Source organism: Ferroacidibacillus organovorans (genome assembly GCF_001642725.1).
GTDB classification, from domain to species: Bacteria; Bacillota; Bacilli; order Alicyclobacillales; family SLC66; genus Ferroacidibacillus; species Ferroacidibacillus organovorans.
The window spans coordinates 31,859-54,191 of sequence record NZ_LSUQ01000015.1; the positions used below are offsets into that span (position 1 = coordinate 31,859).

Genomic DNA, 22,333 nt, shown 5'->3' on the forward strand with positions numbered 1-22,333 from the left:
TATTTAATAGAGTCTCGACAGCCTCGAGTTTGCGCACTTTTACACATAATACCGGACATAATTCTGACGAATAGTATTCTCTACTCACGACGATAACTTTGCAGTACTCCTCACAATAAAGTTGCGTAGTCGCGATGTGGTTCAGTACAAATTGGACGGTTACGGAAAGCAAGGGTCTTACATCATTTGGGTCAGATGATTTGGGCTTCAGTGTGTGATTTCATGCGAATGTCATTTAACTTATTTAAGACAGTGCTCTTTACCATGTATAGCTGCTTGACGTTCCATTCGGGTTTGACGGGCTAGATGATAAACCTGATTCTGTCAAGAAGTTCGAATATATACATCAACTTAATTGATATCATCTATGAAACTTCATTTTATTGAGAGGAACATTATGAAATGCGAAAAGCATACGATACATTTTTGCAATCCGAAGTATCTGCGGATTTAGCTACCAAAGCTGGTAGTTTTGAACCGTATCGTTATGAGTGCGCACATTGTGGCGAAGAAGTTCGATTTGCTGCGGTGGGAAGCAATAGTATGGTTCCGCATTTCAGACATCGCAGCGGGAATAGTGATGTTGAATGCGAGTATTATCTTGGGCAGTATCGTGCTTTTAGCACGGATGCACGTTCAAGAAAAAGCAAAAGCGAAAGAGCCGAATTCTACTTTGATAACAATACAAAGATGTTTTATCTTGGGTTACGGTTAAGTGACGACGAGATTTCCGATTACGAACTACGGTCTACTACTTTTGAGTTGAGAACCATGCCACATGCGGCCGCATTCTATTCATTGCGCATCAATGGCAGAAACTTTAGCCCTGATGTTCAGAGAATGATACCTATAGAAGAATTTTCATACAACTATTTTTTATCTAATACACTGAATGACGTTAAGCGAAAATACGAGGTTTTCAATAATGCTAGAAATGGTGCACCCACTTTTTTTAAGATGCAAATTGGGGATAGAGATTACAGGGCAAAATTGGTTCGCAGTTCTGTTCTCTATACTAACATCCCTTACCTTGTAGTATATCAGAGTCAGTATTGGGTTCCAGGAAATGTTCACTTGCCGAATGAAATCAACATTGAAAGTTCCTTCAAGTTTGAAACCATGGGCAGAAAATTCTTAGGAAAGGTTTTGACTATAACTTCGAAAACTGCACAAGTTGATTCATTATTGTTGTCTTGGGGATATCAGTTAGAATTCTCAGAAGAGCTAACACTGTTATGGCCGCCTTCGCCACTTGTTGACGAATCAATACTCGTTAATGCTGACAGTGCATATCTGTTCTCAACTTTTGAACTGCAAGCGCAGGGTAACATAAATGCTCATTCGCAGGACCTTAAGAAGATCGCCGACGGCATTTCAAAAGTACCGGTTCGGTCCAGGACGAAGGTGTATAGGAAAAACGCCGAACTGATGATTGAAAAGCGTGAACAGGCATCGGATTCTTATTCAGCTATTCCTGTGGCGCGTAAAGTTTCAAGAACTTATATTGTGCAGGATGACAGCACTTTTTTATTCAACCGTTCAGGTGTTTCACACTTAAATAAAGGTATGGCTGTCTTGCTGACCCCAGAAAGCGAAATAAGGCATTTTACATTTGGGTATCTTGATGGGTGCGTTACTCCTTCAAGTCATGATGCATTGGCAGGAGATCTTTTGCTTCAAGACCTTCTTATGTACTATAAGAGAAAGGAAACCTTTAAATGGGATGACTATGAATCGCTTGAACTTAGTCAAACCGCCTTTCAGTACATCGAATCATGCGAAAAATCAGAACTGATAAACTCTGCGGCAAAATGCTTCATCGAGGAGGAGCGTATATGAAATACCTTCCTATGATGACAGAAGATGAAATCCGATATGTTTGCTCTGTTTTACCGCTTCGAGAGTCGGTGTTGTACTTCAAGCGCTATCCGAAAGATTTTGGAAAGGTCATGCCTGGTTTCAGGGCTACAAGCCTGAAGAGCCAAGAACAAGTTAGTGGCGTTTTGTTTAGAAGCCGCAATCAGCACTTTATCTCGTCGTTCATAGAAAAACACATCATCCAGTGGATTGACGATATAGGCACGTCCATATCTGAAGAAATGGCCGCTGGCGCAAGCAAAGAATCTGCTTGGCTTCAAGTTTTGCCGCACTGTTTCTTTGTTGACAAGATTGGACTGTATTTTAAGCTGACGGGTGAAGAGCATTCTGAAGAGTTTATCGCAATACTCGGTGCAAGCATAAAGTTAACCAAGGATTCCGAAAAGGAACGCAAGCGTATGGAGGTTGTCCTCAAAGATAAGTCTTCTGAGGTCAGACGTGTTGAGGCAGAATTTGAGCGCGTTCAGTCAGAATATAATGAAACAAGAAAAAAACTGAGTGAACGTATTGGTGAAATAGAGGTCCTTAAGCGTACCAGTGCCGGCCTTGAAAATCTGAAAGAGACTATCCAGTCCCTAGAACAGGCGATTGAAAGATTGAAGCAGAAAGCGCAAGAGCGTGAGGTCTATATACAAGGGCTAAAGGGTGAGTTGCTTTCTGCGAGAGACGAGCAACATCATCTTAAAGAGAAAATCAGAGAGAGCATTGAGAAACAACGGGCAAAGGAGTATATCGAGCAAGAGGTCTTTCGAAAACCAAGATGTCCAAAAGACATTGACGAATTTAAGGATTATTTGGGATATAACCTGCAAGACCTTGGTGTACCAACAGATGCTGACTATTACGTCCTCCTCAAGGATTATCTGGGTGAGGTATTGTTTCAAGGGAAGCCTGTTATTGTGAGCAGAAACACAGGAATGTCCCTAATGAAATGTGTGTCAAATACACTGATCAATACGACCGATGTGCCAACGCTGGTTTTTGCTTCTGATATAACAGAAAGAGCAATTGATTCTTTCTTATCGCGGAGCAAGCGCATTGTTTGCTTGGATAATTTTATTGGAAATTATAATGAAACGACTCTGATAACAATTAGCGATAGGCATAAAGATAAGGTTATTTTCTTAACTGTCGCCTATGACCGAACGCTCCGCTATGTCCCAAATGAGCTAATGAAATATTGTCATTACTTAAATCTTAACCGCATTGAGGAATTTACTGCTAATAAGGAATTGTCAGAGGACCCGTCTATCGTAGATGAAACTGAAGTATCTAACGATATATTCACCCCGGATTCACGGTGGTCACAGCTGTTGAGAGAATTGCTTGATGAGTTCGGTATACGTGGTGCTTTGTCTGCATACAAAAGCGCTCGTGTTTCTGATGAAATGAGCCTTTCCCGTTTATTGGCTTTTGATGTTCTCCCTTACTGCGTGGATGTTCTTCAGATTGCTCCGTTTAATACTTCTGAGCGGTTAGTAAAGTATGCTGGAGATGGAGGCAGATGCTCCCATAAGGATTTGTTCAAGAGGTGGTTTGCGTGATGAATGACTTGTTGAGCACGATGTCTATTGATATGGGCATCCCACCTTTCCGCAATGAAACCGAAGAGTCCTTTGTTTATAGACTCTGCTACTCAGCGTTAGGGCAATGGTGCCTGACTACTGCGCGAAACTCGTTGGGCAATATTATTGGCACAACTAAGCATAATCAGACGATTGTGCTTAATGGCCTATTGGCAAGGTTCACAGAGTTATTCCCTTACATTGCTCACAGATTTACTGATATCGGCAAACAGCAAGCAAGTCTTGCTGTCAGCATTCGTAGGGCGTACGAGGAAACAGGGTATTTGCTGACGCATGTCGATAATCATAATAAAATAGCAGACTTCGGTAGAAGTATTCAAATTGGGGACAAAGCGCTATTCTTTGGATTACCCAATACAACTATAGAGGTCAATGGACTTGGGGTCTATGCAAACTCCACGGAGTATTTGGTTGATTTGAAAGACTTTCTGATTAGAGACACTCTAACGAGTGAGGAGTATTTTTGGTCACGGTTTGACCCAATTGATTTTTACGAAAGAGACATTAGCTTAACCGATTTAGAATTTTTCAATCCAAAGTCAAATAATGTTCCGTCAATGTCATGGCGCAAGAAGCCGGAGACGGATTGTACCGTAGCACGAAAAACTGAAACGGGACCGTTCTACCGAATTATGAGAATTGACGATACGTTTCATTTTGCTGATGAACCAGTCGAGCAGCAAAATGACAGCTTCACCTCGCATGAGTATAGGCGGTTGTACTTCGCGTTGAAAACGCATTACGACAATCCCCTGAAAGCTACAATCACAAAATTTGACGAGTTGTACTCGAAAATCCGAGTGGGAGGGCACTTGCCAAACCGCGAATACTACCTGCTGTTGCTTATGTCGTGGCCGGAAAACAACGCCTTCGACAAGGTGAATTTTATAATAAGAAATGACTTACTGCCACCAGCAATCAACGCACTTGAGAACATGGGCATAAAAATTAAGGGAGGACAAACGAATGAATAATCCTAGCGGTGTCCGTGAATACTATCAGGCTATTCGAGATAGGCTAAAGAACTACATTAAATCAGATTACTTGGCCAATAGCGAAACACTATTGCTGTATGTCGATGACCTACTCGGCGAGTTGAGTTCTGAATCTACGAACATTGCGCGTGAACCATATATTGAAACATCTGCCTCCTACAAGAAAATACAAGATGGTATCAAAAACTCTTCACGCATTGAGCAAGGAGTTAAAGAGTCTTTGATCAAATTGGTTTCTAACGGACTCGGCATCTTTCCTGACCCCTTTGAGCATCAGGTTATGTCACTGGAGTGCTTCCTTGCAGGTCGGGACTTGTTTGTTTCGACAGGTACTGGCTCAGGTAAGACCGAGTGCTTTCTCTGGCCAATTATTGCGAAATGTTTTGATGAAGCTAAGAATCACCCGAAGACTTTCAGGAACGAAGCTGTGCGGACTCTCATAATCTATCCCATGAATGCGCTTGTCTCTGACCAACTGGCTCGTTTTAGAAAAATCATCGGTAGCACAGAATTTGTGGATATTTTTACGCGAGATACACACGCAACGCGCATACCTCATTTTGGCATGTACACAGGCAGAACGCCTTACTCTGGAGATATGAAACCGGCAAGTAGTCGAGAACTGGCTAGGACTTTCCGTGACAATTATTTGATCGATGAAACCGCTGATGCAAATAAACAAAGAAGGCAAGCTAACAACATTGAGGGACTAAAAAGCATTAATAAATACCCAGCCAGATTTGGAGAAGACGGGCTTCGCATTTTTATCGAGAATCTCGAACGCAACATACACAGGCCGTCACAATACGACGCAGAATTGATTACTCGTTTTGAGATGCAGAATTGTCCACCGGACATCCTGATTACCAACTATTCAATGCTGGAATATATGCTTATGCGGCAACGCGAAGCTAACATTTGGGACAAAACAAAGGAATGGCTTGACGCTTCACCGGACAACAGACTTCTTATTGTCTTGGATGAAGCACATATGTACCGTGGTTCTGCCGGTGGAGAAATTGCTCTTCTGCTGGAAAGACTGTTCTATCGATTAGCCATTTCTGCGGAAAGGGTTCAATTTATCCTAACGACAGCGAGTATGCCGCAAAACGAGAAAGAATCAATTAATGCTTTCTACACAGGGCTAACAGGGAAAGATTCTGCTTCTAGCGAATTTATCTTCGGATCAAAAGAACAGATACCAGACGAGCAAGAAGTAAGAACGGATATCGATTCATTGGCTTCGATAGGTTCTGACCAAGCCCAAGGAGATGAAATAACCAAACGGATTGTCGCTTTTGCGTCGTCCGTGTTCAAAACGGCTTTGCCTTCAGATATAAGTCAAAGCGACGCCAAAGTATGGCTTTATGACAATCTCCCGAAATATGAGGCATTTGTTAATCTGAATAAACTCTGCCGTGATGGTGCGAAATCCTACAACGAAATTAGAAATGCACTTTTTGGAAGCGAAGCCAATAGCGGAAAGGCTCTTGACGCTCTGTTGGCATTAGTTTCGTTGGCTGCAAAAGATGACACTATTCTGTTCCCTGTCAGGCTACATATGTTCCTTCGCGGTTTACAAGGACTTTACGCTTGCTCCAATCCTAAGTGTACTTCTGCAAAGCACTCAGCGAGTGAGAAACTACCACTTGGAAGAGTAATCTCTATTCCAAAGGCCAAGTGTGAATGCGGCGGCAGAGTATACGAACTCGTCAACCACATTAAGTGCGGTGCGCTTTATTTCAGAGTTTACGTTCAGAAAAACGAAGGGCGCCCATTCTGGTATGTTTTCCCGCAACGCGGATTAAGCGGAGATGCCGGCTCGCTTAAAGAAATGTTGCTATATGTGATTCCGGAAAACTATCAAAAGGGGAAGAAAGACAAGATTGGGGCGCTCGACCCCCTAACGGGTAAGCTGTATTTAACTCCACAAGACGATGAGTCTTTACTTCATGTAGTCTACAACTTCGGGGTATGCCCCAAATGCAAAAAGCCGATGCCCTTGAAGAAGCCTGTTGACTTGTCAACAAAGGGCAATATACCGTTTTATAATCTCACAAAGGCTCAGTTTGAACTTCAGTCTCCAAAATCAGACCTTATCAATCAAGGCAAAAAGGTCTTGTTATTCTCAGACTCGCGCCAGAACGCGGCCAAACTTGCATTAGACCTCTCAAAATCGTCGGATGCAGATGCTTTCCGTCAAGCGGTGATGCTTGCGTCGCTGCTGTTGGAAGTGAATGGCAAAGAGCATTCTTTGGCAGACCTGTACCCTGCGTTTTTAGATGTTTGTATCCAGTACAACCTTACTTTCTTTAGCGGAAAGAGCAAGGAAAAATTTTCTGACGATAAACGCAAGTTTGGTGCCTCAAAATCACGGGCAGAAAAACGTGGTCGAGCCGTTGAATATGCATCTCTTTCGTCAGAATACCGCTCTTTGCCCGATGAATATTACGAGCAACTACTTACATTCTTTACAGAAAGTCCGCGTTCGTTTAAGGATATTGGAATTGGTTTCTTGGCGCCAGTTTCCGCAGTTCTGGATGATTGCTTGTATGACTTAGAAGATGCCGAGATTAGTATTGGTAATACTATGTTGTATCAGTTACTTGTCCTGATGTTTTGGGATGTTATGGACGACAGTGCCGCCTTGGGAGAGACCATTCAAGATGATGTTCGAAAAGGATTGCCTGGGCGGAGCAAAGGCCAGGTTTTTGGTTTGAGTTATGACTTTTCTACTTCCCTAGACAAGGCACTACTTCAGCGCATTCAGGAGTTACTTGCTCTTGATAACAGTTCAATGGGCAAGATTGTTGAAAAAGTTCGTGACTTGTTTTTTGCTTCATCGTCCACGAATCGGTTTTACATTAAATTGAGCGCAGTGAAGATTGAGTTAGCAAGCGCAGATTTTACATGGTACCGTTGCGTCAAATGCGGTAAAATGTCACCGTTCAAGATTGGAAATTACTGTGGTGCTTGTTTTGATTCGGTTGACTTGGTTTCCATTGGAAAAAACGAACTTGCCCGTTTCGATTTCTGGCGAATTCCGGTTCTGAACGCACTGAAAAAAATCGAGAGTATTCACACCATTGATACTGAGGAACATACTGCGCAGCTTTCCCATAAAGAAATTCGCAGTGACACTTGGAGTCGTACAGAAAAATATGAAATGCGGTTTCAAGACATTAACGCAGGCGAAAATGGCGAAGATGCGATTGACGTGCTGAGTTGCACGACGACGATGGAAGTCGGTATTGACATTGGGTCTTTGACCGCTGTTGGGCTTCGCAATATACCGCCAATGAGGGAAAACTATCAGCAAAGGGCAGGGCGTGCTGGCCGTAAGAATACGGGGATATCCACAATCGTAACCTATGCTTCGGGCGGTACACACGACAGCCATTATTTCCAGCACCCAGATGAGATGATATCAGGGGCTCCGCGTAAACCGTGGATAGACCGAGACAATCCCAAAATCAAGCAGCGCCATGTAAATATGTTGGTGCTGAATGGATTTATGTCAACGCAAGATATGAGAAGTCAATTTGATGGCATCGTCGATATAGGAATCATCACATTCTGCGAATCATACGGCGAGAACTTTGTTGAATTCGCGGAGCAATTTGCGCGTTGTGATACGGGTTTGCCAACAACCAAAACGATTGAACATTTCCGAGAAATATGCGGGCTTGTTTTAACAGAAGGCAGGCGTGACGAGTACATTAACGACAACAATGAGACACCGGCGTTTGATATCTTTTACCGAGAGGGTTTTATTCCTTCGTATTCATTCCCGAAGAATGTCGTCAAGTTCTTCGTTGAAAAAGAATCTGAAAGAGGAAAGAATGCGCCAAGAGAAATTCAGTATGCTCCCGAGCGTGACATCGCCGTGGCACTCAGTGAATACGCGCCTGGGCGCTTTGTTACCATTGATAAGAAAATCTTCAAAAGCGGTGGGATTTACGCAAATCCCCGTCCACGTGGGTTTGAAGGGAATCAGGCTGAGTTTTACTTCAAGAATAATGACTACTACAAAGACATCTTGATCTGCTCCGAGTGCAATTGGTTTGCCTTACAGGAGGAGGCCCATCGTTCGAAATGTCCGTATTGCGGGTCTGATATTGTAAAAAACAAAATGTTGCGTCCTTGGGGTTTTTCCCCTATGAAAGGCGATGAGGTGAAGTTCAAGGATGAGGACGAACAGTATACCTACGCCGAAGCGCCGTATTACTCCTATGTGCCTGAAGATACACGGATGGATAGTTTCGGGCAGAGCAAAATACGCTTTGCCAATCTACCCGATCGAAAGGTATTAACTGTTAATATGGGCACGGGCAAGGACGGCTTCAACGTCTGCAAGAAGTGCGGCGGAGCAGAAGTTGCTGACACTAACGGAAATGGCGTCTATTCATTTTCACAGCCTTACCATGATAATCATCCGATTTGTCGGCATGACGGGACGGTTGCCCCTGGTATCTATTTGGGATATGAGTTCCTAACAGATATGTTTATGCTCGACATATCCTACGATTCAACAAAACTCGTTGGGAATAGAAGCGCGGAAGAAAAAAGCATTCTCCGTGCTGCCGTAACTACTCTGCATGAAGCTTTTAAAAAAGCCGTCTCACTTGTCTTGGATATCGATTATAACGAAATTAGCGGAGGTTGGCGTCCGAGAATCAAGACTGACGGGAATTCACATATAGAGATGTTCTTCTATGATAATCTGACCAGTGGTGCGGGTTACTCTTCACTGATTGGCTCGATTTTGGACAGAGTTCTTGAGAGGGCGCGAATTATACTGACGGGCTGTGAGTGCTCATGTTCTTGCAGAAACTGCTTGGACAATTACTGGAATCAGAGACACCATCAGTTATTTGACCGTCACCTGGGGTTGCAACTGCTCGACTACGCCCAATATGGGCATTTGCCCGGTGACTATGATATAGCAGAACAGCAAGAATATCTTCGCCCATTGCAGAAACTGATATACGAAGATTCAGGTTTGCCATCGAACCAATCCATCTCGTTTGAGGTTATTCCTGCAATGCGAAAGAAGCCAGACAACACACGAAGCCAACTTTATCTTTATCCATACGATTTATCTGACTGGCTTCCAAATGCGTTTATGACATATAGAAATCTTGTGAACGAGGGGTAGTAATATGGCTAAGTCGCTTTCGCCCCTTCGTTATCCGGGCGGAAAATCGAAAATCTACGAAAAAGTTAAGAACCTAATCATTGCTAATGGCTATGAAGACAGAACCTATGTCGAGCCTTTTGCCGGCGGTTTTGGTATAGGGATTGGTTTGCTATGCGAAGGCATAGTGAAGGTGGCCATTCTGAACGATTTCGATGTGCATATTTATCATTTTTGGCACTCCGTTTTGAATGACACGGAAAACCTCCTTCGCTTGATTACTGATACGCCGATAACGATTGAAGAACGAGAAAGGCAAAAGCTGAATTACAGAGATGTGGACGCAGACCCTTTGAGCGATGGATTCGCAACGCTATTTTTGAACCGCGTTAATTTTTCCGGAGTTATTAAAGGCGGACCTATTGGGGGTTTGGCTCAAACAGGAACCTATAAGGTTGACTGCCGCTTCAACAAAGCAGATATACGTAGTAAAATCGAGACAATCGCCAAGCTTAAAGGGAAAATAAAGCTGTACAACAAAGATGCTGGTTATCTTATAAGAATGAGTTTGATGAAGATGAAAGCACCGATGTTTCTTAACATTGATCCACCATATGTTGTAAAGGGCAGTCAGCTTTATACAAATTTTTTCACTGAAGGAGACCATCTTAACCTTCAGCGAGTTATCATCAGGCACTTGGGTGAAGAGTTCCCTTGGATAATTACTTATGATGTATGCAATTTGGTCAGGGATTTATACAAGCGATTTCATATGCAAGAATATGGGATTACTCACAACGCCGGAGGTACCGTTCAGGGAAAAGAGATTGTTATTACAAATATCCCGACGGGCAGATTTGTATGGTGAAGCCAAGCGGAGGAGGTTACGAATGGTAGAAAAGCTGTGATCTATATACGAAACGTTCCTTACCTGTTGCGGCGTGCCCAAACTGTTTTCGCGCATACTAGTATAACATTTCATAAATAATGATATTACGAAGAGGAACCGGTCGCGGATTGCATTTTATACTTCCACCAGAAGGTTACAGGGTTCCGATTTACCTCTTCCAAGTAGAGCAGAATGCGTTCTCTCAGTTCTTCTTTGGATTGGACCCGTATGCATGCTCTTCGTCATCTTAGTAAAAAAGGATTCAATTATATTGAGCTATGATGCATGCTTTGGGGTGAAAACAAATTCAAACCGATTCGGCACGGTTTGCAGATAAGCCCTCGTTTCTTTTGAGGTATGGGCGGAGTGATTGTCCAAAATAAATTGAATTTTGGCGGTGTTCGGATATTCTTCATTAAATTTCTTGAGATAGGCTACGAATTCACAACTGCGATGGCGATCCTCAACACTCCCGATAACTCGCCCCGTCATGAGATCAATGCCTGCCAATAGGCTGAGCGTGCCGTAGCGTACGTACTCATGATCCCTCTGTACGGTAGCATGTTTGCCCGGTACAGGCGGCAAGTCTGGTGCCGTGTTGCCAATGGCTTGAATGCCCGGCTTCTCATCGTACGAGACGACGACCATCTCCCGCGTTTGAGCAGACCCATCCTGAAGGCACCACTCAACCTGTTGGTACACGATCAATACCTGCGCCATCTTCTCATCGAAGTCTGGATCTCGCCGCTCCAAGTAGTACTCAACCTTGTGCGGTTTAATGTCCTGCCCTGACAAAAGGCGGGATATCGTTGCAGAACCAATGTTTACAGCGCTGGGATGCCCCGCATAAAGCGCCTTTTCCCTCACGTGACGACTCAATAAACGCGTTGTCCATACTTCATAGGAATACCCAAGATCCTTTGGTTTCTGACAGGCCAAGGAGGTGATCCAAGCGTGTGCATCCGGCGTAATTTCAGGGGGTCTGCCCGATCGTTTAAGATCATCCAATGCTGCAATCGGTCCAAGTTCCAGCGCCTTATTCAGCAGACGATAGATCTTAAGGGTCTTCATGCTCAACTGTTTACCGATCTCGTTTGGATGCTGCCCTTCGTCCAACAACAAAAGCAGTTTCGCTCGTTCTACACGGCGAGCTTGGTCGGTGCGAGAACTGGAAACGCGAGATAGAACATCATGTTGATCCTGCGTGATTTCAAGTTGGGTTTTGGATCGCTGAAAGGGCATAGGGATTCCTCCTTACCCTAGGTTCCATATCCAGCATATAATATCGATATTTATGGATCGATCTACTAGATAGTTACCCCTGAAAAAGTCGGGCATTTTTTGACAAAACAAAAAGGAATTCGGCACCTCAAAATGGAAATTGTTATTGTCGAGACAACAAAGTTCCAAACCCCGAGGGAAGAATTCCTTTTGTTAGGAATTCAACGCAAAGCCTCGGGAATCCTTCCTTGAGGTGAAGAAAATGTTGAAACTTCGCGACGTACAACTTACGATGTGGGACGCTATTCTGCTGGAAGCTGTACGTGCACTTCCTGCCGAACTTGCGATCATCGACGCGCTTTTGGATGACGAACGTTTTCTTCAGCCGTTCGTTAAGCTACACCCGAAGGGTAAGAAAAGCGGCCGTCCCACGTTCGCTATTGAAAAGTATGTACGTCTCATGGTGCTTAAGCACAAATACAATTTGGGTTACGAATCGCTGGTAAAGGAAGTTGGCGACAGCATCACCTGGCGGATGTTTTGCCGGATCGCAATCGATGAACTCATGCCGGATCCATCCACGCTCATCTATGCTCGCAAACGCTACGGCAACAAGATCGTCGAAGATGTCAACGCCGCATTGGTAAAGCAACTCGAGGAAAAAGCGATTCTGAAAACCCGTAAATTCCGGACCGACACAACGGTAGTGGAATCCGACATCCATCACCCGACAGACGCCACGCTGCTACAAGATGGTGTAAAAGTCATGAGCCGAATCATTCGAAAAATCCGTAAGGTCGCTTCTCATGCCGTTCAAGGAATGGAGGATCGCACCTTGGAAATCAAAGAAAAGATTCTGTCCATTGCCAAGGTCCTTCGTCGGCGCACTCGCGAATCATGGGAAGAAGTCGACAAGATTACGCAAAGCGTGATCGAAATAACCGAAAACGTCGTTTCTCAAGCCCATGCCGTCATCGAGAAATTACAAAACCAAAGGAAGACCATTGTTCAGCAAAAGAAAGAACGTCTCGTTACCGCGGTTCAGCTTACGGAGAAGCTGCTGGATCAAGCGAGGCAGGTCGTTTCCGGTAACCGAATCATTGCAGATCGCATGGTTAGTTTCTTTGACCCGGAAGCAAGACCGATCAAAAAAGGGAAGCTCGCGAAAGGTACCGAGTTCGGGTACAAAGTTCGGATCGACGAGACAGAAAGCGGCTTCGTTACCGGCTATGCCGTGTATGAAGGAAATCCGTCGGATGATGAATTGCTCGTTCCTGCCATTGAAGAGCACATCAAGCAGTTCGGAAAAGCACCGCAGGCCGTAGCCACTGACCGCGGTTTTTCGAGTAAGAAAAACGAAATCGCGATGACTGAACTTGGTGTTAAACGGGCCAGCCTACCAAAAAAAGGTAAGAAAGGCGCTGCCCGAACGGAATATGAAAATGAAAAATGGTTCAAGGACTTGCAGCGTTACCGTGCAGCTGGAGAAGCGAAGATTAGCCTTCTCAAGCGGAAGTACGGTTTGAACCGCAGCAGGTACCGGGGATTTGCTGGCTCAAAATGCTGGATCGGATTCGGAATTCTGACCCATAACTTGCAAAGGGCGGCAAAGATGCTCCAAAACTAAGGTAAATACGGAAAAACGGGGAGAATCCCCCCAAAAATCAGTGCGGCAGGAAGATGCATTTTTGAAATTCATACTTTTTCAGGAGCAACTAGATAGTTTCACCATTTTACGGATTTATAAATTGAATTCCACGACTTTAGCAATCCCACGAGGCTGTCCCCTTTGATTACGTGTAGGTAAGGGAAAGGGTGTCTCGCCACCTCCATAAGCGTCTGGTATCCATAACTCCCAATACCAATGTAAGATCCGGAGAAGCTAACACCGTCACTAAATTCCACTGTAGTTAGCATTGGACCGTAGGAAATCGAATCGTTGTGCTGAGTTTTCCGAAATATTGGGTACGGTAAACTAGGTATCCCAGGGACAACCTCGCGGCCAAATAGAGTTTCGTCAAAGTAATAGGAAAAGACTATTGCAAAAGAACCAAACGCGCGTTTCCAACGGGAATTTAGCGGATGGTGCGACATTGATATTCTTGCATACATATTGCCGTCTGTACCCACGGTGTACGCTGTAATTCGGTTAATTATTGGCAAAGAAGCGACGGGAGGATCCCATGCAGTTGCGTATACTAGTGGAGCGGCTTGAGAAAGTGCGGTTAACGCCGCGAATTTGCAATCCGCCAAGGCTTCGCTAATAGTAACAGGACGTAACCCTCCCGCCTTACTTACGTTTGCAATAAAGGATGCCTCTGGATAGGTAACATGGAATATCACTTTTCCCATGATAGCATAGCCATAAAGTATCGTCTGAAGGAATTGCTCTTCGGACATGCCATATTTTTTATGAAAAGTTGAAGCTTCATTTGGATTTAAAAATTGCGACATTGACATGTGAGCCACAGTTAAGAAAGCATCCACTTCCTTCCTGCTCGCGTTCTTACCTAATCCGCCATAATGAGATGCTGCTATAGAAGGCTGGGGCGGGAAGCATTCGATTAACAGTAAGCAAATCACCAAAACCGCAACTACCCGTATCTTTTTCATGGTGTCCCGCTCCTTGCAGCAGTCTCTCTATACGTCACCTTTATCGGTTTTGAACAACGTTTCCACTAGTCGAAGTTAACTAAAGCTCACCACTATATTACTATATTTTCTTAGTTGGGGAAATAGTCTCTTTTCATGTCGGGCCTCTGCCTCTGTCTTGTCGCATCCTGTGGTACGACGCGGGAGCATGTGGTATTATGTCAATAGAGTAGACACCGCGAATTGAGAGAAATTTTCCACTGACCGGTGCTTGTTGTACTGTACCATTCTCGTATTCCTCCCAGTAGATCAGTTGTTGACAAACTCATTCTACCAAAGAGGGACGAGGTGCCACTTTTACATTATGTCAACTAGTGCGTTCACTGAATTTACACCAATTATACGGACTCAACTCAGGTGGATGGCTGCCCAATTGGCATATAATAGTCTTTCATCTTGGTGTACAATAATGGCAACCGGTGCCTCGTTTAGCCATTTTTCTACTTTTTCCGACGAAATACTCGAGCCCTTTTTCACAGAGCATCCACGCCTTTCTTCCATGTTGTAAAAATTGATAAAAAGGTGATCCTTATGACTTCTTTTTTTTCATTGATTACATTAAAGCGATTATCTGTAGAGAAACGAATTTTGAGTTTAATTAGGGACTGCTTAACGGCACTAAACGGCCAACCCGGTTTCCTCACGGATGATCAGAAAGAGTGGACAGAATTGACGACAAAAAAGAAGCCGTAATCTCCTCTCCAGGTTCATCACCAGCAGTTGGATAGCAATCACCGTCGCGCTCGTGTTTGCCAGTCGCGCTTTAATAAGACCAAGCCCGTAGATTCGCTTGCCTTCGCCAAATTTTCCTTCGACGGCATTGCGCTCCGCCGCATCAAGCTTCGCCTGTCGTTTCTGTTCTTTGCGCTCTCCCTTCGCAGGCCTTCCAAGCGCCGGGCCACTCAATCGAATCTCGTGTGTCTTGCAGTACTGGAGATTTTCTCGTGTCCGGTAGATCTTGTCTGCCAACACCGCCTCTGGATAACAGCCGTACCGTTCTCGGTACTGTTCAACCGATGCCTTGAGTGTGGTGCCTTCGTTGTAACTGTCCCACTGCAAGCTCTCCATTCGGGCAAAGCCGTCCACAACGCTGATCGACACTTTCGCGCCAAATTCCACCGCAGCCTTCGCTTTTCCTCGCACAATCGGTCGCACATGCGGCTGTGAAAGATTGACGATCCGATCCTCGATCCGATGGATTCGCTTGCTGTGCATTTCTTTCTGTTGTCGGTAAAGCTCCGAGATCACCAACAACAGTTTGTAGTTTCGCGCGCTCAGGGATGTCAGGCCGACGTGTTCCTTAAGCTTCTCCACGATGCGCAAATCTCGATCCACAAACCGCAGTTGCTGACCGACCGCCTTTCTGATCGTACGCTCGCTCGCACGGCGCTGTTTGGCGACGACCAAATACGCTTTGCGCGCAACCTCTCGGTATGTGCGTGGTTTCGGCACCTCTTTACGCAAGGGGGCATGCAGGAGATCGATGAAATGCTCAAGCTTCTCACGCGCTTCGTTGAGCAAAGACAGATCCGTCGGATACGCGATGTCTGCCGGCGTGCAAGTGGCGTCAAGCAACAACTTTCCTTGATTGGGCGCGTCCTCGGTCGCTTCATGTTCTAGTTCTGCTGGTGGGACAACTTCTATTTTCGTTGCTTCCATGCCGCTGTCATGATCGTTTTCCTTGTCGACGCTGCCTCCATCTTCATCACAAGTCTTTGGATCGTCCTTCTCATCGTCGCCTGCGATGATCCAGTCGTTAACCTGGTTGATCACATCATCAGGGAAACGTTTGCGAAAATGAACCAGAGAGCTTGGGTGAAACGGGGGCTCTTCTTGAAACTGGGGCAACCCAATAAAGTACTGGAGGTATGGGTTTTCCGTGATCTGTCGAACCGTCTCACGGTCACTCAGATGGAGTCGCTGCTGGATGATGAGCGCACCAAGCGCAATACGTACAGACATGGCTTGTTCCCCTGTGTTAGAGGGTTTGAACGAATGGGCATAGTGAGCTTCAATTTTCCACCAAGGAATGAGGAAAGCGAGTTGAACCCACCGATTCTCCTTATTCAATTTCCCGCCAAAAGGTAGGAAAAAATCGTCTGGCATCACGAATTGAAGCTCTGTATATTTGTACATGTCGCCCTCCATGTGCAAGGATTTAACCAGCTACTCCTTAGAAACCCATGCATACAGATTCGACATAAAGCCTCATAAATCCTTGTATTTATTGTGATTATGAAACCATCAGCAGTCCCTATATAGAGATGAATCATCGCTGATTCATCATGCTGTTCTTTTTGTTATAATGGAAATACGAGGTGAGTGATGATGGGTAATTTAAAAAAGGTCTCTTTAGACCCATCTGTCCAGGAAAGCTTGTGGAAATTACTCCAGGATCAAAATGATGTCGTGGCAAATGTGATGGGAAGGGAAGTGCACTTGTCCATCATCGATTCCGGTTTCGACGAGATTGCTCATGAAATTGATTCCGACCCGGAATTGCGCGAGGTCTTGTTAGCGTCGGAAGAAGACATTAAAGAAGGACGCACCTATACAACGCAGGAAGCGATTGATTACATCTTAAAGGAACATTCGCTTTGACCCGTCGAATCACTTTTTCTCAGTCCGCTTTGAAACAGATATCCCGAATTCAAAGTGAGCGGTTTTCCGTTGCGGAGACTGCCGATTTTCAGGTGCGACTGATTCAGGAAATAGAGAACCGCTTGATAAATGTCGGGTCAGAAGAAGGACTCCGTGAACATTACCACGGGTCGTGGGCAAATACGAGAAGAGTAATCGTCTTTGGTTACCGAGTCTATTACGTTTGGGAAGCTGATGAGAGAGTTACGGTCCGGGGCTTGAAGGCGCCAGGAATGAAATAAAGCCCTCGGCCCTATTCGTCAAGGAATTTTTGATGAGATACATTGCCACAAAGCGACAAACGGGCGGTTGCCATTCGTGGTGATTGCCCGTTTGTCGTTACCTTTTTTGATATCTGTCCAGCATTTTGGGACTGACTAGATCGGGAGAATGCCGACGGCAAGGTCTTCAGTGTCGATAAAGTACGAACCGAGCTCTTGGCTGGAGCGGATTCTCTCGCGAAATGGGCTAGTGAGCGGGGAGATCGTTTCGCTTCTTCGCCGTTTAGCGTGTCATAGAACTACCCAAACATGGAGCGGTTTCATCGGCTACTGATGAAAGATGGGTGTTTATCGACTTCGACAGTTACGGGTTAATCCGCTTGGATCTACATTTGCGGCGGAGAGGTATCGAGACTCTCGTGTTGTATGATATCGCTACTGGTAACGGCGTATACACGCCCGCACGGGAAGCATATCAGCATGCGACTGATGTTGTGACAGGACTTTTATGAATACGACTATGTCTTGAAGCACATCTTTTCAAGGCAGAAGAAGCCGTGTAGCGGACAAAATTGTGAATGCTTTGAAGCAGGGGTGAGTGAATGGAATCGATCGATTTGCAGGGGATACATGTTGTAGTAACCGGAGCGTCGAGTGGACTTGGACTTGCTATGGCGGAAGCACTGCTTCAATCCGGCGCATCAGTTGCTTTGGCGTCTCGGTCTGGGGAGAAGCTGGATGACGAAGTGGGGCGACTGAAAGCAACCGGATATGATGCGTTCAAACTGTCACTTGACGTGCGATTCGAGCATTCCGTAAGCGATGCAGTCAGGTGGGTTCGGAAGACATGGGGCAAGTTGGATGTACTTGTAAACAACGCCGGGATCGGGATGAGAACGGTCAATCCCAAGTTCATGATGGAACCACAGCCGTTTTTTGAAGTAACGTCTGAGGGATTTCGAAATGTGATTAACACGAATCTGACTGGATACTTCCTTGTGGCTCGTGGCTTTGCGCCAATGATGGTCGATCAGGGTCACGGAAAGATTATCAACATTTCGATGAACCACGAAACGATGCGTCGGCGTGGTTTTGTCCCGTATGGGCCGTCTCGTGCCGGAGCGGAATCACTATCGTACATCATGGCCGAGGACTTGCTGCCTTATGGGGTCACGGTCAACATGTTGCTGCCGGGCGGAGCAACCGAAACTGGTATGATCCCGGAAGAGTTGAAGGCACAACTGATAATGCCATTACTTCGGCCAGACGTGATGGCGGAACCGATTGTCTTTTTGGCATCGGAACAGTCGGATGGGATCACGGGTGAAAGAATTGTAGCCAACAAGTTTGCGGAGTGGTACAAGAGCAAGATTAGAATAACCTGAGACCGCTCGTAGTGAACCGCGAGTCTCCAGTGGGAGTCTCACGGTGACTTGGTATCAGAATGGGGATGAAAGGCCAACAGAGCGCGCTCCTGCAAGCACGGGAGGAGACTCGCTACGCAAACCCGCTCCTAAACTAGCTGACAGGCATACGGAGCTATAGACGAGGGTATGAAAACGAACATGCTTACGAACCAGGAGATATACCAGAGCTTGTAAGCCATCGATCCGAGGTTCATGTCGCTTAGCCAAGTTGAGGAGATCATTTATCACCAGGGGTATGAGGCGGCCAAGGACAACTTCGACTTCTACCACAGCAAGGTAAGGTATCTGATGGTATCCGAATACGCATACCACGCCTTGAGATTCTCGCTAAGTAACTAAAGTTACTTGCCGAAGTCGTATCATTGATAGAGCTGGATGTTTCTAGCCTCTCAGCTGAATCTCATAATCTGCGACAACTTTTCCGTCGTACTGAATCATTTGGCCATTTTGATTCTTGTCAGACAGGATAATGTCGGTACACATTTTTCCAGCGGCTTCAGGAGATTTGACGAAGCCGCCGTGTGCACCAGCTTCCATGCCGTTCAAGTCGGTCGCGACAGCACCAGGCATAATGCCGAAAATCTGGCGGTGGCTGCCCATTTTTTCAAACTCGTAAGCGTAAGTCAGTGTCATCACGTTGAGTGCTGCTTTGCTCGTGATGTAAGCCAGGGGATGCCAAAAGTCGGTCGGCGAAATCGGAACGGTGATGTTAACGATTTTCGCGTTGTCTGTCAGAACGGACAGCAGGTTTTTCATGAGTTCGTGTGTACCGAGAAAATTCGTTTCCATCGTCGTGCGTAAATCCTCAGTTGTATAGTCAAATGTGTGCTTTGTGAGGTCAAGCGCCGCGCGCCCAGGCTTGACACGATCAGGAATTCCAGCATTATTGACCAACACATCGAGCGAATCAATCATTTTACCTGCTGTGTACAAGCTATCAAGACCATTCAAATCAATCTTGATGAACGTCGCTGATATGGCTTCTGCGGCAAGTTTTTCGACTGCTGCCTGCCCACGGGCTTCATCACGCGCCCCGACGAGAATGTCATAGCCACGCTTTCCAAGATTTCGAGCGATTTCAAAACCGATTCCTTTATTTGCGCCTGTAACGAGTGCTTTCATAAGCGAGCTCCTTTTCGTTTTTACTTGACACACACACATTATAACGTAACGACAGAATCATCATCGAGGTGGATAAGATGGCAAAGTGATTCGATACGGCGCTTTTTCTTGACCCGCGCCAGCAACGTGTCTCTTAATGAAATTCGCGCGGTGTGGGAGACTAACGTGTTTGGCGTCCTGCCATCTATCAGGCGATGCTTCCGATTTTGCGAGAGGTGTCTGCAGCCCGCAATGTGTTAAGTGGCGTCGGTTCGTTGATGAGAAGGCAGACCGAGCTATGCGTATCGAAAGTATTTCAGAGGAGATTACGGCTCCTTTTTTTGATCGCCCATGAAGATGGACACCACGGCGCACTGCAGGCACAGCTGGAGCAGGCAGCAAGCCGAGCCTGTGACGTGCCAGGCGCAGACCAAAAGCGTTTCTCCATTCGCACACCCAAGCGGTACATGGCGCTTTACGATAAAGGTGGACTTGACGCGTTGCATAACGCGCTTCGCCAGATCATTCGCGTTATCCGCCAGGAACTGTTAACTCCCATATCCCATCTGCATCAAAATGACATGAATCCGTTTGAGAATCTCAGCAACACTTCTCCCGTTGGCTTGTAGTTTCGGGGGCTGTTTAGAAGGTCAAGCCCGCAATTATGTATAACTTCGTGTAATTTAGTTTTTGGTCTGTCGATGGGGGGTCTTACCCTTTCATTCACGCAATTGCATAGTACGGGAAGTGAGCCAGTATTAGCAATGTTCGAGTCAGTGCCCATACATTCCGGCGTTATTTCAGGGTATGGATTACGAGCGATGATGACTGCTTAACGGTTGTTGCTTTGAACCCGAAGACCATCTAAGAACATGTACTGTGACGGCCCATCGCTGTATAATGAATGCATGGAATTGAGGAGGTGACAGAGGGACTATGGAAGTCATTCATACCCCACATGAACTGATGGAACGAATTGAAAAGTTAGACAAGGAGCACTCTGTGTGCCAGGTCTTCATTCCTGGAAAGGGACAGGTCACGATTGTATTTCAAGCCAATGATGTGGATACCATCGCTTCCGAAGTGCAGGCTGACCCTCAGCTAGGAGAATTGATTCATAGTAGTCGGAATGCATACCAACGAGGAGATGTCATGACAACGTCCGAATTGCTTACATCTTTATCCTCGAAGGATTTTGCTCAGTGACAACCCGAAGAATCATCTGGCCTTTTCCTATTCGGTTAAAATTGCTTACCTTGGAATTTCTCGCATTGTGATTCGAAAATTCAGGGTTTATTTTGAGGTATCAGGTCATGATGTCGTGATCCTTGCTATAAAGTTTCCGGGTGAAGCATGATAATATGGAAACTGTCTGAGAGCGAAGCGAGATCCAAGTCTACTCCGCTTTTTCCTCGTTCACGTCGTCAAATTGAGTAATACTAACGGTTCCTCCGTCGAAAAAATCCCCCAAGAAGTTCACTCTCAAATACGAATCGATTCGAACAGCGTTTTATGATAAAACGGCAAAAATGCTACTAAAACGTGTGCTCGAAAAATATGGCGAGAAGGCCCCAAGGCGTTCGATGTGTTGGAAAGAGGGCTTGTGGATGCGAAGGCGGTCTTGGCATTACCTGCATCGTTTCGTCGAAATTTGCGGACGACGAACAATATAGAGCAGTTAAACGAGAAAATACGACGTCGTGAGCGAATGATTCAATCGTTGTTATTTACTCTTTTTCCTTGCTCGAGTCTGTGCGAGGGCAGAACCTGCCACGCTTTTAGAGGCTGCACTGAATCGTTTGTCACGCAGAATGCGGGAGGCCTCTGAAGCAACCGATTTGCTTGTGACCTTACGAGTGCTACTTTTTATGGCACATACCCCATATTATATTGCAGAAATAATACAATGTTACATTAAATCCGCCAATTAGGCGTGCCAGCGTATCACTGGCTAATAAAACGATTTCTATGGCGTAGCCATTCCTATTATTATCCATCCCGATGGAGGTATATTTCACAGGAAATTCGTACACACTTCTATATGATCACACATCTTTGGACGTGATACCTCGCTTTTGTCAGATCGAGTTTTGCGGACGTGTGCATAGTTCCGAGAATTGCGCACTCAAAAATCGCGATAAAGCCTTATGCAGTCTACGATTCTGGGTTTTCTCTGTGTTTGTCAATCGAAAAGTTGACCATGTTGCTAACTGAAGAGTTGACCACCCCGGCATAATAAAAAACTCTTGTTCTAGGCTGTTACACCAGACCTTTGTTGGCTTTCTCGAAACCGGTACGACTCTGCGTCAAACAACAGGATGTGCGAATGGTGGGTGAGTCGGTCAAGAAGCGCAGTCGTTAGTGTCGCATCATGAAATACGTCAACCCAACGGGAAAATTCTAAGTTCGTCGTCATCAGAAGACTGCCCTTTTCATATCGATCCGCAATGAACTGGAAGAGTAGCGTGCCGCCCTGCGACAAGGAAACGTAACCTAATTCGTCGAGGCAGACCAAGTCGTATTTGTCCCAATTCCTCAAATAGCGTGGCAGTCGAAACTCCGCTTCTGCCTGTAGAAGTTCCTGCA

General features: G+C 45.5%; 15 protein-coding genes and 2 pseudogenes. 12 read left to right on the top strand and 5 right to left on the bottom strand.

The genetic code is table 11. The annotated features are described in order from the left end of the window. The first annotated feature begins 402 nt into the window (after nucleotides 1-402). From AYW79_RS06930 to AYW79_RS06950, 5 genes are read left to right on the top strand one after another with little or no spacing between them, the layout of a single operon-like run. Complete coding sequence (locus AYW79_RS06930; RefSeq protein ID WP_067563705.1) at nucleotides 403-1,839, top strand: hypothetical protein; 1,437 nt, start codon at nucleotides 403-405, stop codon at nucleotides 1,837-1,839. Next, complete coding sequence (locus AYW79_RS06935) at nucleotides 1,836-3,422, top strand: hypothetical protein (RefSeq protein WP_067563708.1); 1,587 nt, start codon at nucleotides 1,836-1,838, stop codon at nucleotides 3,420-3,422. The genes AYW79_RS06930 and AYW79_RS06935 overlap by 4 nt, the downstream gene beginning before the upstream one ends. Next, nucleotides 3,422-4,438 carry a hypothetical protein gene (locus AYW79_RS06940; RefSeq protein WP_197460911.1) on the top strand — a complete coding sequence of 339 codons (1,017 nt, stop codon included), beginning with the start codon at nucleotides 3,422-3,424 and terminating at the stop codon, nucleotides 4,436-4,438. The genes AYW79_RS06935 and AYW79_RS06940 overlap by 1 nt, the downstream gene beginning before the upstream one ends. Next, nucleotides 4,431-9,617 carry a DEAD/DEAH box helicase gene (locus AYW79_RS06945; RefSeq protein WP_067563715.1) on the top strand — a complete coding sequence of 1,729 codons (5,187 nt, stop codon included), beginning with the start codon at nucleotides 4,431-4,433 and terminating at the stop codon, nucleotides 9,615-9,617. The genes AYW79_RS06940 and AYW79_RS06945 overlap by 8 nt, the downstream gene beginning before the upstream one ends. A gap of 4 nt (nucleotides 9,618-9,621) precedes the next feature. Continuing rightward, nucleotides 9,622-10,464: a DNA adenine methylase gene (locus AYW79_RS06950; RefSeq protein WP_067563718.1), complete on the top strand. Its 843-nt coding sequence runs from the start codon at nucleotides 9,622-9,624 to the stop codon at nucleotides 10,462-10,464. 297 nt (nucleotides 10,465-10,761) lie between these two features. On the opposite strand, the gene AYW79_RS06955 is transcribed toward AYW79_RS06950, so the two are convergent. Continuing rightward, nucleotides 10,762-11,727 carry an IS630 family transposase gene (locus AYW79_RS06955; RefSeq protein ID WP_231877748.1) on the bottom strand — a complete coding sequence of 322 codons (966 nt, stop codon included), beginning with the start codon at nucleotides 11,725-11,727 and terminating at the stop codon, nucleotides 10,762-10,764. A 241-nt stretch (nucleotides 11,728-11,968) separates the two neighbouring features. Here AYW79_RS06955 and AYW79_RS06960 point away from each other — a divergent pair, with 241 nt between their 5' ends. Next, nucleotides 11,969-13,333, top strand: coding sequence for an ISNCY-like element ISAfer1 family transposase (locus tag AYW79_RS06960; protein WP_067563722.1), 1,365 nt, complete (start codon nucleotides 11,969-11,971; stop codon nucleotides 13,331-13,333). 98 nt (nucleotides 13,334-13,431) lie between these two features. On the opposite strand, the gene AYW79_RS06965 is transcribed toward AYW79_RS06960, so the two are convergent. Beyond that, nucleotides 13,432-14,319: a hypothetical protein gene (locus AYW79_RS06965; protein WP_067563725.1), complete on the bottom strand. Its 888-nt coding sequence runs from the start codon at nucleotides 14,317-14,319 to the stop codon at nucleotides 13,432-13,434. Between the two features lie 657 nt (nucleotides 14,320-14,976). After that, entirely contained in the window at nucleotides 14,977-16,494 is a 1,518-nt protein-coding gene (locus tag AYW79_RS06970) for an IS5 family transposase (protein ID WP_067563755.1), read from the bottom strand. Nucleotides 16,495-16,686: 192 nt separating this feature from the next. On the opposite strand from AYW79_RS06970, the gene AYW79_RS06975 reads away from it, so the two are divergent. The 3 genes and pseudogenes from AYW79_RS06975 to AYW79_RS06985 all read left to right on the top strand — a co-directional run bounded on the left by AYW79_RS06975 (nucleotide 16,687) and on the right by AYW79_RS06985 (nucleotide 18,604). After that, nucleotides 16,687-16,959, top strand: coding sequence for a hypothetical protein (locus tag AYW79_RS06975; protein ID WP_067563728.1), 273 nt, complete (start codon nucleotides 16,687-16,689; stop codon nucleotides 16,957-16,959). Between the two features lie 428 nt (nucleotides 16,960-17,387). Continuing rightward, nucleotides 17,388-17,516, top strand: a pseudogene (locus AYW79_RS16380) (DUF4411 family protein); the annotation flags it as partial. Nucleotides 17,517-17,821: 305 nt separating this feature from the next. Then, a complete protein-coding gene (locus AYW79_RS06985; RefSeq protein ID WP_067563735.1) occupies nucleotides 17,822-18,604 on the top strand; it encodes an SDR family NAD(P)-dependent oxidoreductase in 783 nt (260 codons plus the stop codon). 423 nt (nucleotides 18,605-19,027) lie between these two features. Here the strand turns inward: AYW79_RS06985 and AYW79_RS06990 are convergent, their stop codons facing one another. Then, nucleotides 19,028-19,768, bottom strand: a complete 741-nt coding sequence (locus tag AYW79_RS06990) for an SDR family NAD(P)-dependent oxidoreductase (RefSeq protein WP_067563738.1) — start codon at nucleotides 19,766-19,768, stop codon at nucleotides 19,028-19,030. A gap of 320 nt (nucleotides 19,769-20,088) precedes the next feature. On the opposite strand from AYW79_RS06990, the gene AYW79_RS06995 reads away from it, so the two are divergent. The 3 genes and pseudogenes from AYW79_RS06995 to AYW79_RS16385 all read left to right on the top strand — a co-directional run. Next, nucleotides 20,089-20,376, top strand: a complete 288-nt coding sequence (locus tag AYW79_RS06995; RefSeq protein WP_067563741.1) for a hypothetical protein — start codon at nucleotides 20,089-20,091, stop codon at nucleotides 20,374-20,376. A 307-nt stretch (nucleotides 20,377-20,683) separates the two neighbouring features. Then, nucleotides 20,684-20,953, top strand: a complete 270-nt coding sequence (locus AYW79_RS07000; protein ID WP_067563743.1) for a hypothetical protein — start codon at nucleotides 20,684-20,686, stop codon at nucleotides 20,951-20,953. Nucleotides 20,954-21,284: 331 nt separating this feature from the next. Further along, nucleotides 21,285-21,575, top strand: a pseudogene (locus AYW79_RS16385) (transposase); the annotation flags it as partial. Nucleotides 21,576-21,998: 423 nt separating this feature from the next. Here AYW79_RS16385 and AYW79_RS07005 read toward each other — a convergent pair. Beyond that, the coding region (locus AYW79_RS07005; protein ID WP_197467710.1) for an ATP-binding protein at nucleotides 21,999-22,333 on the bottom strand (335 nt) is incomplete at its 5' end.

Bases quoted from the DNA above. Each gene is read 5' to 3' on its own strand.
- AYW79_RS06930 (WP_067563705.1), top strand. From the start codon at position 403: ATGCGAAAAGCATACGATACATTTTTGCAATCCGAAGTATCTGCGGAT.
- AYW79_RS06935 (WP_067563708.1), top strand. From the start codon at position 1,836: ATGAAATACCTTCCTATGATGACAGAAGATGAAATCCGATATGTTTGC.
- AYW79_RS06940 (WP_197460911.1), top strand. From the start codon at position 3,422: ATGAATGACTTGTTGAGCACGATGTCTATTGATATGGGCATCCCACCT.
- AYW79_RS06945 (WP_067563715.1), top strand. From the start codon at position 4,431: ATGAATAATCCTAGCGGTGTCCGTGAATACTATCAGGCTATTCGAGAT.
- AYW79_RS06950 (WP_067563718.1), top strand. From the start codon at position 9,622: ATGGCTAAGTCGCTTTCGCCCCTTCGTTATCCGGGCGGAAAATCGAAA.
- AYW79_RS06955 (WP_231877748.1), bottom strand. From the start codon at position 11,727: ATGCCCTTTCAGCGATCCAAAACCCAACTTGAAATCACGCAGGATCAA.
- AYW79_RS06960 (WP_067563722.1), top strand. From the start codon at position 11,969: ATGTTGAAACTTCGCGACGTACAACTTACGATGTGGGACGCTATTCTG.
- AYW79_RS06965 (WP_067563725.1), bottom strand. From the start codon at position 14,319: ATGAAAAAGATACGGGTAGTTGCGGTTTTGGTGATTTGCTTACTGTTA.
- AYW79_RS06970 (WP_067563755.1), bottom strand. From the start codon at position 16,494: ATGTACAAATATACAGAGCTTCAATTCGTGATGCCAGACGATTTTTTC.
- AYW79_RS06975 (WP_067563728.1), top strand. From the start codon at position 16,687: ATGGGTAATTTAAAAAAGGTCTCTTTAGACCCATCTGTCCAGGAAAGC.
- AYW79_RS06985 (WP_067563735.1), top strand. From the start codon at position 17,822: ATGGAATCGATCGATTTGCAGGGGATACATGTTGTAGTAACCGGAGCG.
- AYW79_RS06990 (WP_067563738.1), bottom strand. From the start codon at position 19,768: ATGAAAGCACTCGTTACAGGCGCAAATAAAGGAATCGGTTTTGAAATC.
- AYW79_RS07000 (WP_067563743.1), top strand. From the start codon at position 20,684: ATGGAAGTCATTCATACCCCACATGAACTGATGGAACGAATTGAAAAG.